Source organism: Burkholderia sp. BCC0419, assembly GCF_902830285.1.
Classification (GTDB): Bacteria; Pseudomonadota; Gammaproteobacteria; order Burkholderiales; family Burkholderiaceae; genus Burkholderia.
In genome coordinates, this window is the sequence record NZ_CADESR010000003.1 from 522,037 (window position 1) to 539,514 (window position 17,478).

Genomic DNA, 17,478 nt, shown 5'->3' on the forward strand with positions numbered 1-17,478 from the left:
GATGCGCTTCTTCGCCCGGAACGCGGCGCCGAAACTGCCGCTGGAGCCGCTCGCCGGCATGCCGCTGGCGCTCGTCGCGATCGCGGTCAGCGTCGCGAATTTCATGCAGACGCTCGACCTGACGATCGCGAACGTCGCCGTCCCGACCATCGCAGGCGATCTCGGCGTCGCGCCGGACATGGGCACGTGGATGCTGACCTCGTTCGCGACGCCGCTCGCGATCACGCTGCCGCTCACCGGCTGGCTCACGCAGCGCTTCGGCCAGGTGCGGCTGTTCCGCGTGTCGGTGCTGCTGTTCGTGCTCACGTCGATCCTGTGCGGGATGGCGCCGAACTTCGAGTCGCTGCTGCTGTTTCGCGCGCTCCAGGGCGCCGCGTCGGGCCCGATCACCGCGCTGTCCCAGGCGCTGCTGCTCGCGGTATTCCCGTCGACGCGCCGCCACGTCGCGCTGGCCGTGTGGCAAACCACGACGTTCGTCGCGCCGGTGCTCGGGCCGATCGCCGGCGGCTGGATCACCGACAACCTGAGCTGGCCGTACATCTTCTACGTGAACGTGCCGCCGGGCGTGCTCGTGCTGGGCGTGCTCGCGCGGCTGCTGAAGGGACGCGACAACGCGACGCGGCGGCTGCCGGTCGACGTCGTCGGGCTGCTGCTGCTCACCGCCGCGTTCGGTTCGTTCCAGTTGCTGCTCGATCGTGGCCAGAACCTCGACTGGTTCGCCTCCGACGAAATTCGCCTGCTGGCGGTCGTGGGCATCGCGTCGTTCGTCGCGCTGATCCTCTGGGAGCTGACCGACAACCATCCGATCGTCGACCTGCGGCTGTTCGCGGACCGCAACTTCACGACGAGCACGCTCGCGATCACGGTCGGCTTCGGGCTCTACTTCGGCGCGCTGGTGCTCGTGCCGCTGTGGCTGCAGACCCAGCAGGGATACACGGCCACCTGGGCCGGCATCGCCACCGCGCCGCTCGGCGTCGCGGGGATCGTGATCGCACCGCTGCTCGGCCGCTTCCAGGGCCGCACCGACCCGCGCCTGCTCGCGACCGTCGCGCTCGTCGGCTGGGGCACGGCCTCGTTCTGGCGCATGCATTTCAACAGCGACGTGACCCTCGGCGACATCGCCGCCAATTCACTGCTGATGGGCGCCGCCACCGCATTCTTCATCACGCCGCTCGTGTCGCTTTCGCTCGCCGGGCTGCCCCGCGAGCGGCTGCCCGCGGCATCCGGACTGCAGAACGCGCTGCGCCGGATCGGCACCAGCGTCGCGACCTCGGTCGCGCCGACTTACTTCGAGCGTCGTTCCCGCGTGCACAACACCTATCTCGTCGACCACATCACGCCGTACGATTTCGCGTCCAGCGACTGGTTCGCGCGGCTCGGTCACGCGGGGCTGTCGCCATCCGCCGCGCTCGCGTCGGTCTCGCATGCGATCGACGTCGAAGCGCACATGCTCGCGCTGAACGATTTCTCGTTCGGCTGCCTGCTGCTGTTCGGCGCGACGCTGCTGACGGTCTGGTCGATCCGCTACCGCCATGCGTGACGCGCAAGGACGAACATCCGGAAGCCGTCTCGCCCGGCGGGAGCGACCGACCGGGTAACCGGGCGGCGGGCGGCAGAAGTCTCTGCCGGATCGCATCGCCGTCACCGATGAATCGACCGTGCGGGCCGCGCTCGACGGCACCCCGAACGAAAAAGGGGCTCCGCGCCGATCGACACGGCGCAGAGCCCCTTCACCTGCGCCGCTTAACGCGGATCGCCGGCCGCCGGCACGTAGCCGTCGGCAAGGATGCCGATCGTCCGCGCGGCCGGCTCGCGCAGCCGCTTCGCCGCCTGATAGCCCTCCGACCGATACCACTCGCGGGCGCGCTCCGCCGACTCGAATTCGAGCACGACGACGCGCTTCGGCGCCCAGTCTCCTTCCAGCGTCTCGACTTCGGCGCCGCGCACCAGGAAGCGCCCGCCGTACGCGGCCACCGTCGGCGCGCCGAGCCGGCGGTACGCCTGGTATGCGTCGACGTCGTGCACGTCGATATCGAACACCACGTACGCGCTCATGATCGCGCCTCTGCGGGCGCAGCCGCATCGGCCGGCGCGAGTTGCACGAACACGCGGCCGTTCTCGATCTTCACCGGATAGGTGTGCACGCACGTCGTCAGCGGCGCGCACAGCGCAATGCCGGTCCGCACGCTGAAGCGCCCCTGATGCAGCGGGCATTCGATCTCGTCGTCGAGCAGGAAGCCGTCGCTCAATCGCGCGTCGCCATGCGTGCACTGGTTCTCGGTCGCGAAGATCTCGTCGCCGACCGCATACAGCGCGATGTCGCGGCCGCCCACCCAGACGCCGAGTATTCCGTCGGCGCGCACCGCTTCCGGCGCGACTGCATCGATCCATTCCGTAGTCACTTTCGGCACCTCGTTCAGATCGGATAAATCAGCGAGTTCGGAATCATCTCGCTGTCGTAGACGCAGATGCGCGACTCGAAACGCAGCCCGTGCGGCGTGCGCACGATCCGGTCCAGGTAGCGCCCGGTGTTGTACACGTCGCTCATCTGCTCGGTCTTCGTGCGCAGCACCGCGTAGTTCGTCTCCGCCTCGATCACCGTGTCGTCGAGATACGTGACGAGCGGCAGCCCGATCACGTGGCGCTGGTAGTACGGATCGAAGAACAGCGTCTCCTTGATCCCGTAGACGCGATCCTTCAGCATGCCCTTGCTCTCGAAGTCCATCACGGCGAGCGGCAGGTTGCGCTCGTGGTTCTCGCGCGGCACCACCGTGTACCGGCATTGCTCGACGAAGAATTCCGGCCACGCGTCCCAGTCGCCGCCGTCGAGCACGGCCGCATACCTCGCATTGAGCTGGACGAGTGAATAGAAATCCTCGAAGTTCGCGCCGCTCGCGTGCGGCTCGGCGGATGGCCGGCCCGTTCGTGTCGTGATCGTGCTCATTCAGGCCTCCATCACTTGGCGCCAGTACTGGTACATGCCGCGCACCAGCGTTTCGCTGACCATATGGTCGGTCTGCTCGTCGATCTGCCGGCCGCCGAGCTCGTTGTAGACGTTGCCGTGCTGGATCTGCTCGAAGCTCTGCTGCACGCATTCGATGACCTCGCCGTCGTCCGCCGACACGAAGCCGGCCGGCCCGAACAGATTGGCCTGACGCAGACGGCGCCGCGTCATTTCCTCGGTGTCGGTCTCGAAACCGAAATGCGTCCACACGTAGTCGAATACGCCCGGGCCGATCGGCCGGATGCGGCGCGTCGACAGCGCATTGACCTGCTGCTGGATGATGACGCTCGGCATCAGCGTGAGCATCACGACGGTCGGATCGCCCCACCATGGTTCGTGCACGACATCGAGGAAGCGGTCGTCGTGCAGCGTCATGCGCTCCTTGAAGCTCGTCACGTTGTGGGTCACCTCGCCGCCACCGCCGCCGCTGCGGATCGACACCATCGCGCCATGCCGGTGATGCGCATCGGTCACGAGCCTCGCGGGATTGTCCGCCCGCCACAGGCCGAAGTTGACGAACCAGGTATGCAGCAGCCCCGCGTGATACGGATCCTTGATGTTCTCGACCATCAGCTTCCAGTTGCTCGGCACGCGCTGCCGCGTGTAGCCGAGCACGGTCAGCTTCGGGCCGTGGAACAGGCGATCGTAGTAAGGCAGGATGCGCGGGCCGAGGAAATCCTCGAACGATTCGACGTTCTCGTCGAACGACGCGAACACGGCACCGCCGCGCGTCGACACGCGCAGGCGCCGCAGCGCATGCTTGCCCGGCTCGAAATCCGCCGGCATGCCGCCGTTGATCGTGCCGCCCTGACGCACGCCGCGCCGGAACGGCACACCGATCAGGTTGCCCTTCAGGTCGTAGTTCCACTGGTGATACGGGCAGTGGAAATCCTTCGCCTTCCCCGAGCGCTCGCGGCAGAACTGCATGCCGCGGTGCGCGCACGCGTTTTCGAAGACGACGATCTCGCCATCCTCCGTGCGCGTCATCACGACGGATCGCTCGCCGACTTCCGTGCGCTGGAAATCGCCGGGAGACGGCACTTCGGCCTCGAGGCCGATGTAGCACCAGTGATTCGCGTAGAACAGGCGCTCGAGTTCCCGCTGGTACAGCGCTTCACTCGTATACGCCTCGTATGGTGTGCGGCTGGCGCCGTCGCCTTTCCAGTCGAGCGCGCGGGCGATGTCGATGGGTGAGTTCAAGAGAGCTCCTTTCATTCAGTAAGAAACGGCCTGCCTCGCGACGGCGGCGCCGTGCGCGATGAAGCCGGCTGGCGAACGCCGCCGCGCAACCGCCGCGGCAGCCAACTGCTCGACGAGTTCGGCCGTGTGATCCCAGCCGAGACATGCGTCGGTAATGCTTTGGCCGAACACCGGCGGCGTGCCCGGCACCAGGTCCTGTCGCCCCTCGACGAGAAACGACTCGATCATCACGCCCACGATCGCGCGCTCCCCGCGATGCAGTTGCGCGGCGAGGTTGCCGCAGACGTCGATCTGCGCGCGGGTCTGCTTGCCGCTGTTGCCATGGCTCGCGTCGATCACGACGTACGGGGGAAGATGTGCGTCGCGCAGCGCGGCGCAGGCGGCCGCGACGCTGGCGGCGTCGTAGTTCGGGGTCTTGCCGCCGCGCAGGACGATATGCGTGTCGGGATTGCCGGGCGTGGTCGCGATTTCCACGCTGCCGGACACGGACGACCTCAGGTAACTGTGCGACACACGCGACGCGCGGATCGCGTCGATCGCGACCTTCACGTTGCCGTCGGTGCCGTTCTTGAAGCCGATCGGCAGGTCGAGCCCCGATGCCGCCTGGCGATGGATCTGCGATTCGGTCGTCCGCGCGCCGATCGCCCCCCAGGACACGAGGTCGTCGAGATACGGCGCGGTCATCGGATCGAGAAATTCGGTCGCGGCCGGCAAGCCCAGCGCATTGATGCCGAGCAGGACCTTGCGCGCGACGCGCAGGCCGTCCTCGATCCGGAAACTGCCGTCGAGATACGGGTCGTTCACGAGCCCTTTCCAGCCGACCGTGGTGCGCGGCTTTTCGAAATAGACGCGCATCACGATCTCGAGCACATCGGCGTACTGCTCGCGCAGCGGCGCGAGCCGGTGCGCGAACGCCAGCGCGGCCTCCGCATCATGGATCGAACACGGGCCGACGATCAGCGCAAGCCGGTCGTCCTCGCCCGAGATGATGCGCGCCAATGCGCGCCGCGCATCGCCGATCGACCGTGACAGGCCGGGATCGCAGGGCAACTCGGTGCGCAACCGCTGCGCACTGATCACCGCCACGCCTTGCGTCAACGCTGCCTCAACGGGTTTTTCCATTTAACGCTCCACTCTCGCTGATCGGATGCCGATTTACGGAGGCAATTAGAGCGCGGTCAAATCCCCGGTGATACTGTCATTTATCTCAGAAGCATTTCACATAGTGGATATCTGTGATTTCCGACAGTATTCCGATATGCGGATCACGTCTAACTTAACTCCTGCAAAAACACGTTCTCACCAGCCGTTCTGCCAAGGAGCCTCGTAATGACAAGGAAATATTTTGAAACCCGAATCGACGTGAAGTATCGGGAAACGGACGCGATGGGCCATGTGAGCAGCCCCGTCTATTACGACTATCTGCAGCACGCGTACCTGACCTACATGCACGATCTGCTCGAGCTGCCCTATTCGGAAAAGCTGCCGCACATCATGGTCAAGACCTCGTGCGAATATCTGAAGCCCGCGCAGTACGGCGATACGATCACGGTCCGCAGCAGCGTCACGCGCTTCGGCTCGAAGAGCTTCGAACTGGAATACCTGATGGTGCGCGACGGGCAGGCGGACACCGACGATTCGGCCGACGATCAGGCGGTGGTTGCGCGGGCCGTGTCCACGCACGTGATGTTCGACTACGGGAGCAAGACCACGGTGCCCGTGCCGGAAGAGTTCAGGACGCGCGTGCTGTCGTTCCAGGGCGCGATCTGATGCCGCAACCGGGCGTCCACGGACGGACGCCCCGGTGCCGTTCATGCAAACACGATCAGGCCCATCAACACGGCTTTCACGACCGCATTGGTCTTGTTGGACGCGTTGAGCTTGACGATCGATCTCGAAATATGGAAATTGATCGTCCGCTCGGTCAGGCCGAGAATGATGCCGATCTCATACGCTGTCTTCCCCTCCGCCGCCCATCGCAATACCTCGCATTCGCGCATACTCAGCGCGACATCCACGGGAGCCTCTATATTCGCCGCACACTGAATCATTCGTTTCTCCATCCAGAATAAGACGCCAATGTTTCAGATTCATTATTTCCATCGTTCACCTCAATTCACATACCCCTCGGATTGGATGTTTATTATTTAAAGGCGTCACGAATATTCGGCGAATTCAAAAGCAACGATCGTCCTACCCATTATCTCCGGTGTTGTCACAATGGAATCGAGCATACCGAATCGATTTACGCTTCGGAAGATGCATGAGACGCAATGTATCAATGACGTTGACGCACGCCACCAGAGTTGCATGACGCGTCACATTGAAGCGACCGCCTGACTAACGGGCGCGATCGCATCAGCCACGCGCGGCGCGCAGATCCTGCGCACGCAATCGCGCAGCCAGCGATGCGCGGGGTCGCGATCGAAACGCGGGTGCCAGATCTGCGAGACGGTCAGGTCCGCGATCGGCAACGGCAGCGTAAAGCTGTACATGCCGACGCGGGACCGCTCGGTCTGCCGCTCCGGCACGCTGGCGACGAAGTCCGAGCCGCGCGCGAGCGACAGCGCGGTCGGGAAGCTCGATACGACGGTGGTCACCGTGCGGACGATGCCGAGGGAATCGAGCAGCGTATCGATCGGGCCGTTGAACTGCCCGCGGCGCGACACGCTCACTTGCGGAAACGACGCGAAGCGTTGCGGCGTGATTTCGCCGGTCGCCAGCGGATGATCCGCGCGGACCACGCCGATGAAGCGGTCGCGAAACAGCGCCTGCACGCGCAGTTCCGGGCCGGCCTGGCCGATCACGCCGACTTCGAGATCGATGTCGCCGTTGCGCAGCGCATCGACGTGCTTGTTGGGTTTCGGCGCGAAGCGCAGCCGCACGTCGGGCGCGGTGCGCGACGCGTGTTCGAGCAGCGCCGGCGCGAACGTCTCGACGAATGCCTCGTTCGCGCGAATCGAGAACGTGCGCTTGAGCGTACTCATGTCGACCCGCTCGCACGGGCACATGACCGAATGCGCCTCCACGACGAGCGCATGCACCCTGTCGCGCAACTCGAGCGCGCGCGGGGTCGGGACGAGATCGCGCCCTGCCCGCACCAGCAACGGGTCGCCCGTCATCACCCGCAACCGCGCGAGCGAGCGGCTGAGTGCGGACGGGCTGAGGCCGAGCGCGTTGGCCGCGCCCACGACGCTGTTCTCGGACAGCAACGCGTCCAGAACGACGAGAAGATTGAGGTCGATGGAAGTCGCCATGTTGCGCTCTGCTGTACTGTCGGGACCGGCCGGCCGATGGGCCAACGGCATCGTGCCTCGAGCGTATGTGCTCCGTGATTCGCGATAGACCGGACATCGGCAGTCGCGCCGCCGAGCCTGACGCACGATCATGCGTCCGCCGACATGGCGGGCAGTGAATGGCGGGGAGTATTCGTGCCGCTGAGAAAATCCGCTGCGGATTTATTGCACTTGTGAACGATTGTGCACCGCGTTGCAATAAATCGCAACCGGACACGACGCGTATCTGATTTAAATGAAACGATGCACGCGAATGAACAATAAAACAAAACCGATTCGATTGCGTCGATCCGCGCATCGCGCTCGCAAGCCGGCCGGTGAAGCAAAGCCTGCCGCAGCGGAGCCCGCGCGAGCCTCACCAGGCGCTGCATGGCCGACCGGCACGGCTTCCGCGCAAAAACACGGTACATTCAGTGCATTGCGATCGAATGACAGAAATTTTAGACGCTTCTATTGACTTTCACACCGATATTCCGCCTTGGGTCGCCTACGTTTCACGAAATAAATCCCGATCGAAATCCCGATCGACCGATTCGGGAATCCATTTTGTTTCGTGTCCGATGGAAAGCATTCACCTGCCGGGTCGTTTCGACACCTTCCCGAAACGATGCGGCATTACGCGTGTGGCGGAGCTCGATCGCGCCGGCATCAACGTGAGCTTCGGTCAGGTTTCGATCAAGGATCCGTGGTATCCCGTCGACAGCGGCAACATCCTGCGCATCCTCGACGTCGGCCTGCACGTATGCCACATGCTCGGTTATGACGACTTGCAGGGATGCGTCGACTTCGTCACCGAGCCCAACGCAGATGCGATGTCGCTGGGCGATCGCCATGGCACCGCCGTCGGGCGGCCGGCGAGCCGGCGCGACACGCTCGAGGCGGCCATTCTCTCCGCTGCCGAAGAATCGTTTTCCACGTACGGATTCGAGGGAGTTCCGTTGCGACCATTGCCGCCCCCGTCGCCATTCGTGCACCGCGATCACGGAGGCTTACCCGGCTACGTGCGGGACGACGTCGCGACGATATGCGCTTCGCCGCCGTGCGCTCGCCCCCACCGCGGCTCGCCGGGGAACCGCGGGTCAGTCGTCGTGCTTGTAGCGCTTTTTGTTCTTGTGCTTGTTGCCGTGGTAATGATCGTTGGAACGCGCGTTGTTGCGCGACACGTGGCCACCGAGCGCCGCACCCGCGCCGCCGCCGACGGCGGCCCCGACGAGGCTGCCGGCCGTGCCGCCCATCGCGTTGCCCGCAGCGGCGCCCGCGCCGCCGCCCAGTGCGCCGCCGACGACCGCGCCCGTGCGTTCCCGCTTGTTCGACGTCACCGCACCGCCTGCGCCACCGCCCACGGCTCCGCCGATGATCGCACCCGTGCTCCCGCCGATCGCGTTGCCGACCGCCGCGCCGCCGACGCCGCCCAGCGCGCCGCCCAGTGCGTTGTTCGTGTCGCCTGCCACGGCAGGCAGCGACGCCACCGCAGTCGCACCGACCACCACTGCCATCCCGGCCAATTTCTTCAGCATCTGTCTGCCCCTTTCCGCTTTATGAGATATCGGTGGCGAATCTAGCATCTTTCCGGTAAGCCCATCGTAATGAAGCGTTAAATCGGGCGGTTTTCCTGACCGGAATCGCCGCGGCGCCGGATCCGGCCGGCACGTTCGACCCCGCCACGATGCGACGGACGTTCCGTATCGGCGCGCCGGATTATCCCGCCGCGTTGTTCCTTCCCGCGCCCGCGATCCTGCATTACCATCGTGCGTCCGCCGCGCCTGCCCGCTTCCGGCAAGCAAGCCCCACCACCTCCTCGTTCCCGCACCGATGCTCGCCCTCATCATCCTCGCCGGCCTCTGGGCCGGCCTCCAGAACGCCCTCGCGGGCGGCGGTTCGTTCGTCACGCTGCCCGCGCTGATCGTGTCGGGGATGTCACCGCTCGCGGCCAACATCACGTCGACGGTCGCACTGTTCCCCGGCCAGGTCACGACGGGCTGGGCGAGCCGGAACATGGTGAGCGGCGTGGGCAGGCTGCCGTTTCGCGCACTGTTCGCGATCAGCGTGGCCGGCGGCGCGCTCGGCGGCCTGCTGCTGCTGAAAACGCCGTCGTCGATCTTCTCGCACCTGGTGCCGTGGCTCGTGCTGTTCGCGACGGTCGTGTTCGCGTGGGGCAGTTTCTTCCGCAAGCCGGGCGCCGGCGCGCAACATCTCGGCCCCTTCGCGGCCGGGGTCTCGCAGTTCCTGATCGCGGTCTACGGCGGCTACTTCGGCGGCGGCATCGGGTTCCTGATGATGGCCGCGCTGACGATGGCCGGCCTGCCGCCACGTCACGCGATGTCGACGAAGAATGCGCTCGCGGGCGTGATGAATGCATCGGCCGTCGTGCTGTTCCTGACGTCGCCGCACCTGCACTGGCGCGCGGCGATCGCGCTCGGCGCCGGCGCAATCGTCGGCGGCCTGCTCGGCGCGTGGGCGCTGCATCGCGTGAACGAACGCGTGCTGCGAATCGCGATCGTCTGCATCGGCGCGCTGCTGACCATCGGGTTGTTCGTCAAACCGATCTGAACCCACGCTCATCCCTGCCGCGACCGCGGCAATTGATGAGCAAACCGCAATGCAAGCAGCCGGCGCGAAGCGCCGCTGACGAGCGGGAGGCCGACCGGCGTGCGCGTTCCGTTCAGCCGAACGGCCGCACGCCGATCAGCGGGCCGTGCAGGAACAGCGCGAACACGGCCCAGGCGACGAGTCCGGCCACAATAGCCGAGACATCCCCGGCCAGGCCGCCAGCCGGATAGCGGACACCGTCGCGGCGATCCCGCGCACGCGACACGACGAAATCGACGATCGACCACACGAGGAACGCGCCGAACAGCACGACCGCGTGCACGGTGCCGTTCACGAGCAGGTGCGCAACCGCCCAGACCATCACGCCGGCCAGCATCGGATGCCCGACGAGCGTCTTGATCCGGTTGCGCGGCACATACGATGCGGCGATCAGCACGAACGCGACCGCGGTCAGCATGCCCGTCAGGTGGCGCACGCCGACCGGCGACACCCACAGCAACGTCCCGCCCGTACGGGCGATCCCGTACCCCCAGATGATCAGCACGAAGCCGACGATCGACGCGAGCGCGTAACCGCCCTTCCAGCCTTTCTCGCCGATCCGCGCGATCGTCGCGGACCGCCAGCCGTCGGCGACGATCCGGATCGAATGCACACCGAGGAAGATCGCTAAACCGAGAATCAGGATGAGCATCGGCTGTCTCCGTCTGGAATGATGAGTGGGAAGCGTTCCGCGCGGCGTCCGGTGCGCCGTTCGCGGGGCCGGCGGCGAGGCCGGCGCGGGTCGCGCGAGGCACGGGCGCAACCCGCGCCGATCATAAACGCCGGGACCGCCGTTGTGAAGCATGCACGATGTGCGGCGCGTCAAGCTCGATGCGTTCGTGCGCCGGATCGTGCGGGCAAATTGTTCGCGCAGCGTGCTGGTCGGCCGCGACGGGCGAGAAAGTAAGGAAAGCGAAAATCGCGAGGCTGTCGCTTCTCGTGATCGGCACTACGTCTGCTTGCGCTTCGTCGCTGGCTTCGGAGTCGGCGCGGGCGATGATTTCGATGCCGGTTTCGTTTTCTGCGCCGACGCCGGTTTCGCTGCGGATTTCGCCGCCGGCTTCGTTTTCTGTGCCGGCGCGGGTTTCGTTGCCGGTTTCGTTGCCGGTTTCGTTGCCGGTTTCGCTGTCGGTTTCGCTGTCGGTTTCGCTGTCGGTTTCGCTGTCGGTTTCGCCGCCGGTTTCGACGCAGCCTTCGCTACAGTTTTCGGCGCGGCTTTCGGCCCCGCCCCGGATACCGTCTTCGACGCCGCCCTCGCCTTGCGCTTCGGCGGCCCGGCCAGCAGCGCCGCGCGATACGCACTGCGGCACCAGTCGAACAGCGCGCCCGCATCCTCGAGCACGTCGGCCGGCGTTTCGTAATAGCCCTCGAGCGCGACGGTGCGCGTGGGCCGCGCATACGAGAACGGCCCCATCCCCGCCGCGACGAACGCCGGGCGGTTCACGTCGTCGACACGCAGGAACAGCGACCCGCGCGACATGAAGCCGAACATCACGCCGTCGAGCCGCAAGGCCGCACCGCTGAAGAACCGTGCGACGGCGACCGTACCGAGCGGCGCAAGCTGATACGCGATTTCCTCGCCGTGCGCCTTCTCCGCCTGCCAGCTCATGCGGATGCCTCGCAGCGCTGCGTCCACGCATCGAGCTCGGCCGCGTCGAAACCGACGGCCGCCGCGCTCTCGCGGATCTGCCGCCACGTCGCGCGATCGACCGGAATGCCGGCCGTGCCGCGTGCGGCGCGGCTCGCCGCTTCCGGCTCGCCGGGCACCAGCACCGGCGCCTCGCCGGCCTGCGGCGACGCCTTCGCCCACGCGACGAACGCATCGGCTTCGCGTTCGGCATCGGCCGCGTCGAACGCTTTCGGATCGATCAGCACCGACAGCATCCCGTTGACGATCGCGCTCGTCTTCTGCAGCGTATCGCCGTACGTCGTATGCCCGCCCACGAGCGCGCCGCCGAAGATCTCGCACATTGCCGCGAGCGCATACCCCTTGTGCAGCCCGAACGGCAGCAGCGCGCCGAACGGCTGCTCGTGCATCACGGCCGGATCGTCGGTCGGCTGGCCGCGATGGTCGATCAGCGACCCGGCCGGCACGCGCTTGCCCTGGTTGTACGCGACCCGCGTCTTGCCGTACGCGATCGCGCTCGTCGCGAAATCGAGCAGCAGCGGCGGCTTGCCCGCCCGCGGATACGCGGCGCAGAACGGGTTCGTGCCGAAACGCGGATCGGTGCCGTGCAGCGGCGCGACCAGCAGGTCGCCCGGCACGTTGACGAAATGGAACGACACGAGCCCCGAGCGCGCACACTGCTCGGCCCAGTGCCCGATGCGGCCGAGGTGATGAACGTCGCGCAGCCCGATCGCGCAGATCCCCATGCGCCGTGCGCGCTCGATCCCTTCGACCATCGCCTCGAACGCGATCACCTGGCCGAAGCCGCGCCCGCCGTCGATCGTCAGCACCGCGCCGCCGTCGCGGACGATCGACGCGTGCGCATTCAGCTGCAACTGCCCTTCCCGCCACGATGCGACGTAATTCGGGATCATCCCGATCCCGTGCGAATCGTGGCCCGCGAGATTCGCGCCGAGCAGGTGATCGGCGACGAGCGTCGCCTCGCGCGGGTTGCTGCCGGCCCGTTCCCAGAGCGCCGCGACGAATGCATGCAGCGGTTCGGCGCGCATGCGCAGCGGTTCGGTATCGGGCGTCGGCAGCGCGGTCATCGGCAACACTCCATCCAGTCGGTTCGGGTCGGGCAATCGGTACGTCGGACGTTGCGACGATCAGCGCGCGGTCGCAATCACGTCGGCCACCGCCGCCGTGAGCTTCTTCGCGTACGGCACGTGCAGGAACTCGTTCGGGCCGTGCGCGTTCGACTTCGGCCCGAGCACGCCGCACACCATGAACTGCGCGGACGGGAAGCCTTCCTGCAGCACGTTCATCAGCGGGATCGTGCCGCCGAGGCCCATGTACGCGCAATCCGCGCCGAAGTGGCGGCGCGATGCGGCGTCGAGCGACGATGCGAGCCACGGCGCGAGATCGGGCGCCGCCCAGCCCGTCGCGGCGCCCGCGTCCGGCTTGAACGTGACCTTCGCGTTGTACGGCGGATCGAGTTCGAGCAATGCCTTCAGTTGCTGCACGGCCTGCGCGGCGTCGACGAGCGGCGGCAGGCGCAGCGACAGCTTGAACGCGGTGCGCGGACGCAGCACGTTGCCCGCATCGGCGAGCGCCGGCAGGCCGGCCGCCCCCGTCACCGACAGCGACGGACGCCACGTCGAATTCAGCAGCGCCTCACGCGGATCGGTGGTGGTCGGCAGCACGGGCTTGCCGTCCTGGCCGCACGCCCAGGGCAGCCCCTTCCACACCGTGTCGCCGAGAATCGCGGCGGCCGCTTCGGCTTCGCGCACGCGGCTCGACGGAATCTCGCAATGGAACGCGCCCGGCAGCAGGTTGCCGTTCTTCGCATCTTCGAGGCGCTCGAACAGCTGGCGCATCACGCGGAAGCTCGACGGCGCGATGCCGCCGTAGACGCCCGAGTGGATGCCTTCTTCCAGCACCTCGACCTGCAGGTCGCCGGACACGAGCCCGCGCAGCGACGTGGTGAGCCACATCTGGTCGTAGTTGCCGGCGCCCGAATCGAGGCACACGACGAGCGATACCTGGCCGAGCCGGTCGCGCAATGCGTCGACGTACGGCAGCAGGTCGTAGCTGCCCGACTCCTCGCAGGTTTCGATCAGGCCGACGCAGCGCGGCCGCTCGATGCCCTGCTCGTCGAGCGCGCCGAGCGCCGCGAGGCTCGCGTAGATCGCATAGCCGTCGTCCGCGCCGCCACGGCCGTACAGCTTGCCGTTCTCGAACTTCGGCGTCCACGGGCCGAGGTCCGCGCGCCAGCCGTCGAATTCGGGCTGCTTGTCGAGGTGGCCGTACAGCAGGATCGTGTCGGTGCTGCCGGAGCGCGTGGCCGGCGACTCGAAGAAGATCACCGGCGTGCGGCCCGGCAGACGCACGATTTCCAGCTTCAGGCCCTTCACGGGCTGCCGTTCGGCCCACTGCGCGGCGTCGGTAACGACGCGCTCGAGATAACCGTGCTTCGCCCAGTCAGGATCGAATGCGGGGCTCTTCGCGGGAATCTCGATGTAGTCGGTCAGGGCATGGAGGATTTCATCGTTCCACTTGCGCTCGATGAAGGTCACGAGCTTGTCATGGTCGAGGACGGGGGTAGTGTCGACGGAAGTCATGGTGGGGGTGCCTGGATCGGGCTGACGAAAATCCAGATCATACGCCGATGCTCCCCCGCCGGCGCCCCCTTCCCAGCGGTTCAGACCGCCTCGGGAAACGCGTCGCGCAGCCCGGCCGCGCAGGCGAGCGCGTCGCGCCACAGGCGCCGCGTCAGCTCACCTGCATCCTCTTCGCGCGCAAGCGCCGCGGCCTCGCCCGACCACAGCAGCGAGAAATCGTCGCGGCCCTGCCGCTCGAACGCGCCGCGCAGCGGATCGACCGCGGCCGTCGCGAGCGGAAACGCGGGCGCGAGCGCACTCATCGGCCCCTGTTCGCGCATGAAGCGCGTCAGCAGCCCGCGTGCGGGGCGGCCCGTGTACAGGTTGGTGATGCGCGTGCCGTCGTCGCGGGCGGCGCGCACGGCCGCTCGATGCTGCGCCGAACGGCCGGCCTGCGGCGTCAGCAGGTAGCCGGTGCCGATCTGCACCGCGCTCGCGCCGAGCGCGAACGCGGCCGCGATGCCGCGCCCGTCGGCGATCGCACCGGCTGCGATCACCGGCGCGCGTACCGCATCGACGATCTGCGGCAGCAAAGCGAACAGGCCCGGTTGCGCGTGAATATCGTCGGTCAGGAACATCCCGCGATGGCCGCCGGCCTCCGCCCCCTGCGCGACGATCGCGTCGACGCCGCGCGCATCGAGCCAGCGCGCCTCCTCGACGGTCGTCGCGGACGACACCACCCGCGCCCCCGTGCGGCGCACGCGGTCGAGCAGCGCGTCGTCCGGCAGTCCGAAATGGAAGCTCACGACGGCCGGCCGCAATTCCTCGACGACCGCGCACATCGCATCGTCGAACGGCGCGCGGCCGGGGCCGCCTTTCACGTCGGCCGGGTCGAGCCCGGCTTCCGCGTAGTAGCCGGCGAGCGCCGCGCGCCAGCGCGCGTCGACCTCGGCATCGGGCGCAGGCGGCGCATGGCAGAAGAAATTCACGTTGAACGGCGCGGCGGTGCGCGCACGGATCGCCGCGATCTCGTCGCGCAACTGCTGCGGGCCGAGCGCCGCGCACGCGAGCGAACCGAGCCCGCCGGCTTCGCACACGGCAATCGCGAGCGGGCTCAGCGAGCCGACCATCGGGGCCTGGATCAACGGCAAACGGGAAGGCAGCATCGTCATCGGCATCCTTTTTCGGAATGAGTGGCCGTCGCCACATGGGTGGTTCTTTTCATCGTCGCGCACGAACGGCCGCGTTCGGCGCGTGCTACGTGCCGCCGCGATCCATCCCGCGCCGGTATGCGGCCGGGCTCGTCGCCGCGACGCGCCGGAAATGCCGGCGCAGCGATTCCTCGGAACCGAACCCGGCACGCGCCGCGACCTGCGCAAGCGGCAACGCGGGCTGCGCTTCGAGCATGTCCTTCGCGACGTTCACGCGTTCGCGGATCAGCCACGCGAGCGGCGACATCCCCGTCGCATCCGCGAACTGACGCTGCAGCGTGCGCGTGCTCATCGCGGCCTGCGCGGCGAGCGATGCGAGCGTGTGCGGCTCGGCCGCATGCGCGCGCATCCAATCGATCAGCTTCGCGAGCCGGTCGGTGCCGCCCGGCGCGACCGGACGCGGCACGAACTGCGCCTGCCCGCCGTCGCGATGCGGCGGCAGCACGAGGCGCTGCGCGACGCGGTTCGCGATCGCGCCGCCGTGATCGCGGCGCACGAGATGCAGCAGCATGTCGAGCCCCGCCGCCGAGCCGGCCGACGTGACGATCTGCCCTTCGTCGACGTACAGCGCATCGGGATTCACGCGCAGCGCCGGATAACGCGCCTGCAGGCGTTCCGCATACCGCCAGTGAGTCGTCACGGTGAGACCGTCGAGCACGCCGGCCGCCGCCAGCACGAACACGCCCGAACAGATCGAGCAGAGCCGCGCGCCGCGCCGGTGCGCGGCCCGCAGCTTCTTCAGCAACGGCTCGGGCGGCAGCTCGTCCGGATCGCGCCAGCCGGGAATCACGATGGTGTCCGCGCGATCGAGCGTCGCGAGCCGGTAGGGCGCGGCAACGGTAATGCCGCCCGCCGCGCGCACGGGCCCCGGCTCGCTCGCGCATACCGCGAAGCGATACCAGTCGACGCCAAGCTCCGGGCGCTCGAGCGCGAACAGTTCGACCACGCAACCGAATTCGAACGTGCAGAGGCGATCGTAGGCGAGCGCGACGACGAGATGATTGTGCATGGCGCGATGTTACCGGAACTTGTCGATCGCGCCACTGCCGCGAAACGCGCCGAACCGCGATACTGCCCTTCATTGCGGCGCGTTCCGTGCCGCTCAACCAGGAGAGCTCGACCATGTCCCACGTCACCGACATCCCCGCCGCCGACAGCCCCGCTGCCCTCGCGCATTTCGAGGCCTCGCTGCGCTTCGAGACCGATTGCTGGGACGTGCACGACGCATTCGCGTCCGGCACGCCCGATTTCGTGCTGCTCGACGTGCGCGGCCCCGACCAGTTCGCTGCCGGCCACGTGCCCGGCGCGCGCAACCTGCCGCACCGCAAGATCATCGAAAGCAAGCTCGCTGGCTATCCGGCCGATACGCTGTTCGTCGTCTACTGCGCGGGGCCGCACTGCAACGGCGCCGCGCGCGCGGCGATCCGGCTCGCGCGCCTCGGCCGCCCGGTCAAGCTGATGATCGGCGGCGTGACGGGCTGGCTCGACGAAGGTTTCTCGCTGAGCAACGAAGTGCAGCCGGCGGACGCCGAAGCCGCCTGATCGTCACTAAAAGCGCAACAATCAATTGCCTGCACACAAACGGAAAAAGCGCGACAATCAGCCTCATTGCAGTTCGGACGGAGCAGCACCATGCATGATGCAGTCCTGATTCAAGTGGCCGGTTCAGTCGCAGCGATCGCGCTCTATTTCCTGCCGGCCGTCATTGCCGACCGGCGCGGCCGGCACGACAAGCTGACGATCGCGATGTTCAACGCGCTGTTCGCATGGACGGGCATCGGCTGGCTGATGACGCTGTACTGGGCGTGCCAGCCGAATCCGAGCACCGACGTCGCGCAGACGATCCTCGCGAAACGCCGCGGCGTCAGCATGCGGACCTTCTCGACCGGCCTCGTCGAACGCGTGCAGCGCCGCGTCGCCGCCCAGGAGCAATGGGCGGAAAAGCAAGGCTGCCGTTAAGTCCCTCTTT

Annotated in this window: 18 protein-coding genes and 3 pseudogenes; 6 read left to right on the plus strand and 15 right to left on the minus strand. The window is 67.2% G+C overall.

What is annotated here, in order from left to right; translation table 11 throughout:
- Position 1: 1 nt before the first annotated feature.
- Positions 2-1,540 (plus strand): DHA2 family efflux MFS transporter permease subunit, encoded by a 1,539-nt coding sequence (locus tag HWW87_RS20640; RefSeq protein WP_175821898.1) that lies wholly within the window; start codon positions 2-4, stop codon positions 1,538-1,540.
- Positions 1,541-1,743: 203 nt separating this feature from the next.
- On the opposite strand, the gene HWW87_RS20645 is transcribed toward HWW87_RS20640, so the two are convergent.
- Genes HWW87_RS20645 through HWW87_RS20665 form a run of 5 tightly spaced genes read right to left on the minus strand, consistent with a single transcriptional unit; the run spans position 1,744 to position 5,326 of the window.
- Positions 1,744-2,055, minus strand: coding sequence for a DUF1330 domain-containing protein (locus HWW87_RS20645; RefSeq protein ID WP_047902672.1), 312 nt, complete (start codon positions 2,053-2,055; stop codon positions 1,744-1,746).
- Positions 2,052-2,402 (minus strand): non-heme iron oxygenase ferredoxin subunit, encoded by a 351-nt coding sequence (locus HWW87_RS20650; RefSeq protein WP_089492607.1) that lies wholly within the window; start codon positions 2,400-2,402, stop codon positions 2,052-2,054. The genes HWW87_RS20645 and HWW87_RS20650 overlap by 4 nt, the downstream gene beginning before the upstream one ends.
- A gap of 14 nt (positions 2,403-2,416) precedes the next feature.
- Positions 2,417-2,944 (minus strand): aromatic-ring-hydroxylating dioxygenase subunit beta, encoded by a 528-nt coding sequence (locus HWW87_RS20655; RefSeq protein WP_175821899.1) that lies wholly within the window; start codon positions 2,942-2,944, stop codon positions 2,417-2,419.
- The gene (locus HWW87_RS20660; protein ID WP_174434038.1) at positions 2,945-4,204 is read right to left on the minus strand and encodes a Rieske 2Fe-2S domain-containing protein; all 1,260 of its coding nucleotides are present in this window, start codon (positions 4,202-4,204) and stop codon (positions 2,945-2,947) included.
- 15 nt (positions 4,205-4,219) lie between these two features.
- The gene (locus HWW87_RS20665; RefSeq protein ID WP_175821900.1) at positions 4,220-5,326 is read right to left on the minus strand and encodes a 3-deoxy-7-phosphoheptulonate synthase; all 1,107 of its coding nucleotides are present in this window, start codon (positions 5,324-5,326) and stop codon (positions 4,220-4,222) included.
- A 207-nt stretch (positions 5,327-5,533) separates the two neighbouring features.
- On the opposite strand from HWW87_RS20665, the gene HWW87_RS20670 reads away from it, so the two are divergent.
- Positions 5,534-5,974, plus strand: coding sequence for a thioesterase family protein (locus tag HWW87_RS20670; protein ID WP_175821901.1), 441 nt, complete (start codon positions 5,534-5,536; stop codon positions 5,972-5,974).
- Positions 5,975-6,015: 41 nt separating this feature from the next.
- On the opposite strand, the pseudogene HWW87_RS20675 reads toward HWW87_RS20670, so the two are convergent.
- Together HWW87_RS20675 and HWW87_RS20680 are read right to left on the minus strand one after the other, a co-directional pair.
- Positions 6,016-6,213: pseudogene (locus tag HWW87_RS20675) on the minus strand (LuxR C-terminal-related transcriptional regulator); the annotation flags it as partial.
- A gap of 309 nt (positions 6,214-6,522) precedes the next feature.
- Positions 6,523-7,461, minus strand: a complete 939-nt coding sequence (locus tag HWW87_RS20680) for a LysR family transcriptional regulator (RefSeq protein ID WP_175821902.1) — start codon at positions 7,459-7,461, stop codon at positions 6,523-6,525.
- Positions 7,462-8,033: 572 nt separating this feature from the next.
- Here HWW87_RS20680 and HWW87_RS37215 point away from each other — a divergent pair.
- A pseudogene (locus HWW87_RS37215) lies at positions 8,034-8,360 on the plus strand (amidohydrolase family protein); the annotation flags it as partial.
- Positions 8,361-8,579: 219 nt separating this feature from the next.
- Here the strand turns inward: HWW87_RS37215 and HWW87_RS20690 are convergent.
- Positions 8,580-9,017 (minus strand): hypothetical protein, encoded by a 438-nt coding sequence (locus HWW87_RS20690; protein ID WP_175821904.1) that lies wholly within the window; start codon positions 9,015-9,017, stop codon positions 8,580-8,582.
- Between the two features lie 295 nt (positions 9,018-9,312).
- Between HWW87_RS20690 and HWW87_RS20695 the strand changes: the two genes are divergently transcribed.
- Positions 9,313-10,050: a sulfite exporter TauE/SafE family protein gene (locus HWW87_RS20695; protein ID WP_175821905.1), complete on the plus strand. Its 738-nt coding sequence runs from the start codon at positions 9,313-9,315 to the stop codon at positions 10,048-10,050.
- Positions 10,051-10,162: 112 nt separating this feature from the next.
- Here the strand turns inward: HWW87_RS20695 and HWW87_RS20700 are convergent, their stop codons facing one another.
- From HWW87_RS20700 to ftrA, 7 genes and pseudogenes are all read right to left on the minus strand, one after another.
- Positions 10,163-10,741, minus strand: a complete 579-nt coding sequence (locus tag HWW87_RS20700; RefSeq protein ID WP_175821906.1) for an NnrU family protein — start codon at positions 10,739-10,741, stop codon at positions 10,163-10,165.
- A gap of 121 nt (positions 10,742-10,862) precedes the next feature.
- Complete coding sequence (locus HWW87_RS37220) at positions 10,863-11,399, minus strand: MSCRAMM family adhesin SdrC (protein WP_244107319.1); 537 nt, start codon at positions 11,397-11,399, stop codon at positions 10,863-10,865.
- Between the two features lie 35 nt (positions 11,400-11,434).
- Positions 11,435-11,698, minus strand: a pseudogene (locus HWW87_RS37225) (TfoX/Sxy family protein); the annotation flags it as partial.
- Positions 11,695-12,804: a malate/lactate/ureidoglycolate dehydrogenase gene (locus HWW87_RS20710; protein WP_175821908.1), complete on the minus strand. Its 1,110-nt coding sequence runs from the start codon at positions 12,802-12,804 to the stop codon at positions 11,695-11,697. The gene HWW87_RS20710 and the pseudogene HWW87_RS37225, both read right to left, overlap by 4 nt.
- A gap of 60 nt (positions 12,805-12,864) precedes the next feature.
- A complete protein-coding gene (locus HWW87_RS20715; RefSeq protein ID WP_175821909.1) occupies positions 12,865-14,319 on the minus strand; it encodes a M20 family metallopeptidase in 1,455 nt (484 codons plus the stop codon).
- Between the two features lie 80 nt (positions 14,320-14,399).
- A complete protein-coding gene (locus HWW87_RS20720) occupies positions 14,400-15,470 on the minus strand; it encodes a nitronate monooxygenase (protein WP_175821910.1) in 1,071 nt (356 codons plus the stop codon).
- Between the two features lie 85 nt (positions 15,471-15,555).
- Positions 15,556-16,518, minus strand: coding sequence for a transcriptional regulator FtrA (gene ftrA, locus HWW87_RS20725; RefSeq protein ID WP_006480801.1), 963 nt, complete (start codon positions 16,516-16,518; stop codon positions 15,556-15,558).
- A 113-nt stretch (positions 16,519-16,631) separates the two neighbouring features.
- Between ftrA and HWW87_RS20730 the strand changes: the two genes are divergently transcribed.
- Together HWW87_RS20730 and HWW87_RS20735 are read left to right on the plus strand one after the other, a co-directional pair.
- Entirely contained in the window at positions 16,632-17,051 is a 420-nt protein-coding gene (locus tag HWW87_RS20730; RefSeq protein ID WP_175821911.1) for a rhodanese-like domain-containing protein, read from the plus strand.
- Between the two features lie 90 nt (positions 17,052-17,141).
- On the plus strand, positions 17,142-17,468 hold the full coding sequence (locus tag HWW87_RS20735) for a superinfection immunity protein (RefSeq protein WP_175821912.1): 327 nt from the start codon (positions 17,142-17,144) through the stop codon (positions 17,466-17,468).
- The last annotated feature ends 10 nt before the right edge of the window (positions 17,469-17,478 follow it).